Origin of the sequence: Kineococcus siccus (assembly GCF_009906795.1) — a bacterium.
In the GTDB taxonomy this organism is placed as follows: Bacteria; Actinomycetota; Actinomycetes; order Actinomycetales; family Kineococcaceae; genus Kineococcus; species Kineococcus siccus.
Genome location: NZ_JAAALN010000307.1, coordinates 1 through 3,630, shown reverse-complemented (window position 1 = coordinate 3,630; position 3,630 = coordinate 1). Strand labels below are relative to the sequence as shown.

Sequence of the window (3,630 nt, the reverse complement as noted above, 5' to 3'; positions counted from 1 at the left end):
GGCGGGGGTCGGTCGGCTGCGCGTACGGGCGGTCGGAGCCGTGGACGACGGGGTCGACCCCGACGACGCGCACGAGCGCGTCCACCGCCTGCGTGCCGTAGGACGACGTCTCGTAGTGCACCAGCGGGTCGACGCGGCCCAGCGCCCCGCCGCGCGCGGCGAGCCGCTCGTGGTGCAGCGGCGCGAGCCCCGCGAGGGCGACGAAGGCGATCCGCAGCGTGGGGTGGGCGGCGCGGCCGCGCACGTGCCAGGCGAGCCAGGCGGCGTGCAGCTGCGCCACGTAGGGCACGAGCGCCGGCCACCACGGCGGGACGCCCGCGGGGTCGGCCGGGGCGGGGCCGGGGTGCACGAGCAGCGGCTTGCCCGCGGCCGCCAGCACGTCGAGCAGCGGCGCCAGGCGGTCGATCGCCGCGGGATCGGCCAGGGCCGTCGCGGGCAGCTGGAGCCCGACGACCCGCTCCGTGCGCAGCGTGGCCGCGAGGCCCGCCGGGTCCAGGTCGGTGACGGCCGCCGCGGCCCAGACGCCGAACGGGTCGCCGAGCGCGCTCACGCCGCGGTGCCACGCGGCCAGCAGCGGCTCGGCCTCCTCGCCCGGCAGGTGCTCGATGCCGAGGGGGCTGGACAGCGAGAGCAGCACGCGGTCGGCGCCGTCCGCGCGCTCGAGGCGGCGGCGGGCCGTGACGTCGTGCGCCGCCGGGTCGATCGCGCACGGGGCTTCCCCGGCCAGGTGCAGCGTCCAGCCGTCCAGGCGCGGGGCCGTGCGGCGGGCGCGCAGCGCGTCGAGCAGCTCCTCGGGCCAGAGGTGCTGGTGGCAGTCGGTGCGCACCGTCCCCCCTCCCGCGTTCGTGAAGCGCTTCACTCCGAGTCGCCAGTGAAGCGCTTCACCGTCACCGTGGCAAGTCGCGGCGCGTCGGGCCGCCCCCCGGTGCGTACCCTGCGCGGATGGTCAGGGAGGCGGCGACGGGGCCGCGGCGGACGCTGCAGGACGTGGCGGACGCCGCCGGGCTCTCGCTCGCGGCGACGAGCTACGCGCTGCGGGGGGCCCGCGGGTCCGCCGCCACCATCGAGCGCGTCAAGGCGGTCGCGGCGGAGCTGGGCTACCGGGTCGACCCCATCGCGCGCGCGCTCGCCAGCGGCCGCACCGGCACGGTCGGCATCAGCGGCTCGCTGCGCGACCTCTGGCAGCAGGACCTCTCGGTGATGCTCACGCGCGAGCTGCGCCGCGCCGACCGGCACGCCACCATCGCCGACGCCGCGGCCGACCCCGAGCTGGAGCGCCGCGTGGTGGAGCAGTTCGCGGCGCAGCGCGTCGACGGCGTGCTCGTCTCCCCCGTCGACCCGTCCGCGGCCTACTGGCGCCTGCTCGACGCCTCGGTCGCGGTGGTCTCCATCGGCGACGCGCTGCCCGGGCGGCCCGGCAGCGGCAGCGTGCTCTTCGACAACCGGCACGGCGTCACCACGGCGCTGGAGCACCTGCGCTCCCTCGGGCACCGCCGCGTGGCGCTGCAGACGCCGTCGCTGCCGTCCACGCCCGGCCGCCCCTCGCAGCTGCTGGCCGTGGAGGTGGCGCGGCGGCTGGGCCTGGAGCTCCGCGTCCTGCCCACGGCCGACGCGGGCGGCGAGGCGCCCCTGGTCCGGCTGCTGGCCGACCCGGGCCGGCCCAGCGCCGTCCTGTGCCTGTCGGACTCGCTGGCCTTCGGCGTCTACCGCAGCGCGCAGGCCGCCGGGCTGCGCATCCCGCAGGACCTGTCGGTGGTCGGCTTCGACGACCACCAGCTGGCCGGTCTCGTCGCGCCGGCGCTGACGACCATGGCCTGGGACGAGGACGCCATCGTCGCGGCCGCCGTCGCGCGCCTCGTGGCGATCCTCGACGACGGGCCCGACGACGCGCCGCCCGTCTCGTTCCGGCCCGAGCTCGTCGTGCGGGCGTCCACGGCGGCGCCCGCCTGACCCGGGGGCCGGCGCGCCCGCGTCAGAGCGCCCAGCCCGCCCGCAGCAGCGCGACGAGGACGTCGAGGTCGCGACCGTAGGGCCGGTCGGCCGTCCCCGCCGGCAGGACCGCGTCGAGGGCCGCGAGCGCGGCCAGGGCCTCCCCGGACAGCCCGGGCGGGCCGCCCGCGAGCGCCCGTGCCCGGTGCCCCGCGAGCAGCTCGGCGGCGAGGACCTCGCGCAGCCCGGTCAGGGCCTCCGCGACGCACTCGGCCGCCTCGAACGCGAAGCTCTGGACGTCCTCCTGGCCCAGCGAGGTCTCGACGGGCCCGAGCAGCGAGGGCGTCGCGAAGCGCCGCAGCCGGTGCACGGTGCCCACCGCCCGCTTGTGCACCGCGACGAGCCCCGCGTGCACGCCCGGTTCGGGCGACAGCTGCGCGGGCAGCCCCGTCAGCCGCGCGTCCAGGAGGCGGTGCAGGCGGGCGGCCCCCGTGTCGGCGACGTGCACGAGGCGGGCGGCGAGGGCGTCCAGGCCCGCGGTGAGCTCGGTGCCGGCGAAGCCCGCGGTCCCGACGAAGGCGCCGTCGAGCAGGGCGGGTGAGTCGGTCACGCCGTCCAGCGCCCGCTGCGCGGCCTGCTCCAGCGCCGAGCACGCCCGCCCGGCCACCACGAGCGCGGCGGGGGTGACCCGGAAGGAGACGGGCGCCTGCAGGCCGCGGACGGGACCGTCCGGGCGCAGCGCCCGCAGCCGCGCGAGGACCGCGCCGAGCTCGGCGTCGGCGCGGGCGAGCGCGGGGTGGACGGGGTCGTGGCTGGCCCCCACGACCGCCGCGGAGACGGCCAGCACGACCGGCACCTGGGCCAGCAGCCGGCGCGCCTCGCGCACGCGCAGCAGGGCCAGGGCCGTCGCGGCCGGCACGCCCTCGAGGAACGCGACGCCCTCCTTGGGGCCGAAGCCGGCGGGCCCGAGCCCCGCGGCCGCGAGCGCGGCGGCCCCGTCCGCGGTCCCGTCGGTGCTCCCGTCCGGTGCGGGACGCCCGGCCGCGAGCACGCGCCCGGCCCCCAGGACGACGGCCCCGGCGTGCGCGAGCGGGACGATCTCCCCTGCGACCCCCGTCCCCCGGGCCGGCACGGCGGGCAGGACGTCGGCGGCGAGCAGGGCGACGAGGCGGTCGGCGAGCGCGGGCGAGGCTCCGGCCTCGGGGTGCAGCAGGGTGCGCAGCCGGACGGCCAGCAGCGCCCGCGTCTCCGGCCGGGTCAGCCAGGGGGCCGAGCCCACGGCGCGGCCCACCACGAGGGCGTCCTGGTGCCGGGCCTGCGCCGCGGCGTCCAGCGGCACCCCGGCCAGCGCGCCCATGCCGGTGCTGACGCCGTAGACCGGCCCACCGGCGGCCAGGGCCGCCAGCAGCTCGGCGCGCCGGCCGGCCAGCCGGGCCCGCAGCCCCGCCCCCAGGGCGAGCGTGCACCGGCGGTCGGCCACGGCGAGCACGAGGTCGGCGTCGAGCTCGGCCGCGTCCGCCAGCACGCGCAGCGGCGGTGGGGTCGCCGCCCCGCTCCCGGGCGCGGCGGCCCGGGGGTCGTCGGTGTCCACAGCGGTCCTCCCTCAGCGGCGTCGGGGGATGCTCGCACGCCGCGAACCCGGTTGACCCGGGCGCGGGCGCACCGCAGGATCTCCCCGTGCGCAGCTGAGCAGGCCCCTCG

3 protein-coding genes are annotated in these 3,630 nt (G+C 80.0%); 1 reads left to right on the top strand and 2 read right to left on the bottom strand.

All coding sequences use genetic code 11. The features are described 5' to 3' along the window. Window positions 1-826 (bottom strand): amidohydrolase family protein (locus GTR02_RS20535; RefSeq protein ID WP_166609334.1); only part of this gene is annotated, 826 nt, incomplete at its 3' end. Window positions 827-942: 116 nt separating this feature from the next. On the opposite strand from GTR02_RS20535, the gene GTR02_RS20530 reads away from it, so the two are divergent. Further along, complete coding sequence (locus tag GTR02_RS20530; protein ID WP_166609333.1) at window positions 943-1,950, top strand: LacI family DNA-binding transcriptional regulator; 1,008 nt, start codon at window positions 943-945, stop codon at window positions 1,948-1,950. Between the two features lie 22 nt (window positions 1,951-1,972). On the opposite strand, the gene GTR02_RS20525 is transcribed toward GTR02_RS20530, so the two are convergent. Beyond that, a complete protein-coding gene (locus GTR02_RS20525; protein ID WP_205709721.1) occupies window positions 1,973-3,520 on the bottom strand; it encodes an aromatic amino acid lyase in 1,548 nt (515 codons plus the stop codon). Between the last annotated feature and the right edge of the window lie 110 nt (window positions 3,521-3,630).